Here is a 1349-nt window from a genome sequence, read left to right as displayed (position 1 = left end):
TGTTCTCTAATGGGTCAAGATCTGGCTGCTCGGTCCTGAGCGGATTGGCGTCCTTGGGTGCCTGCGTTCTCTGCGTGCTCGATATCGGCACTTGATGGGGTCAGCTGGGTGCAACGTGGCTTGGTTGAAACCGCAGTCGGTCGATGTGTGGACCGCATGCTACAGAATCGGCGCCATCATCTGCTCCCTCCCTTGGGCGTTGCTCCCGCTCGGGAGCTCGGTGCGGTCTCCTGTCTCGTGGTCGTCGGGGATCAGGCCGGCTGGAACTCGGTGCCCTGCCGGAGCATGGCATGCATGATGATGGCGAGGCGCCGGGCAAGCGCGATCCGCGCCTTGCGCATGGTCGAGCGTCTGGCGATCGCGAACGCCCAGTCCTTCAGCTTCAGCTCGCCTTTGTAGCGGGTGAGCATGACGTTGGCCGCCTCGTAGAGCAGAGTTCGGACACGTCTGTCGCCAACCTTGGAGATGCCGCCGACATAGTCGATCTCGCCTGACTGGTAGCGTCGCGGCACCAGGCCGAGATAGGCGCCGAGATCACGCGAGCGGCGGAAGCGGCCTGGATCGTCGATGGCGGCGGTGAATGCGAGCGCCGTCAGTTGCCCGACGCCAGGGATGGTCATCAGCCGGCGGCAAGCATCGGACGCACGAACCAGCTTCTTCATGTCGGTGTCGATCGCTGCGATCGCGCCGAGCACCGCATCGCGTGCCGCCACGAGCCCGCGCATGGCGCCGGACAGACCTGGAATGCCGTCGCTCATGGCGATCACCTGGTCTACGAACGCAGGGCTGAGACCGCGCGGCAACCGCACGCCGAACACGACCGCCAGACCACGGATCTGGTTCTCGAGCGTGACGCGCTGGCCGACCAGTTTCTTGCGCGCCATGATCAGCGCTCGCACGGCATGTGCCGGGAGCGACTTGACGTGCACGGGCTTGAAGAAGCCAGTCCTCGCCAGTTGCGCCAGTCCACGCGCATCATTGCGATCCGTCTTGTGCGTCGCCAGCGTCTTCAGCGCCTGATAGGCTTGCCGACTCTCGACACAGACAACCGGCACGCCAAGCTCAACGAGGCCGTGGTAGAGCATCGGTGCCATGCGGCCGGTCTCGAACACCACGCGCGTGCACGGCGGCGCAGATGTCAACGCGGCCGCAATGGCGTCCGGCGACGACGGTGCGGCTACCTCGTGTATCACCGCCCCTTCGCGATCGAGAACGCAGATGTGCGTCTTCTCCAACGACACGTCCAGACCGGCAAAGTAATCCATGATCCATCTCCTCTTCTGCGCCAGATCCGATCTTATCGGTCTCCATCGAAGAGCAGCCAGACCATTACCCAATGTTGAAAAACT

Annotated in this window: 1 protein-coding gene; it reads right to left on the bottom strand. The window is 63.7% G+C overall.

Annotated elements, in window-relative coordinates; genetic code table 11:
• Window positions 1–251: 251 nt before the first annotated feature.
• Entirely contained in the window at window positions 252–1265 is a 1014-nt protein-coding gene (locus SMA01S_RS23940) for an IS110 family RNA-guided transposase (RefSeq protein WP_066827995.1), read from the bottom strand.
• Window positions 1266–1349: the final 84 nt, after the last annotated feature.

Origin of the sequence: Sphingomonas mali NBRC 15500, assembly GCF_001598415.1 — a bacterium.
Taxonomy (GTDB): domain Bacteria; phylum Pseudomonadota; class Alphaproteobacteria; order Sphingomonadales; family Sphingomonadaceae; genus Sphingomonas; species Sphingomonas mali.
This window is presented reverse-complemented; position numbering and strand designations above follow the sequence as displayed.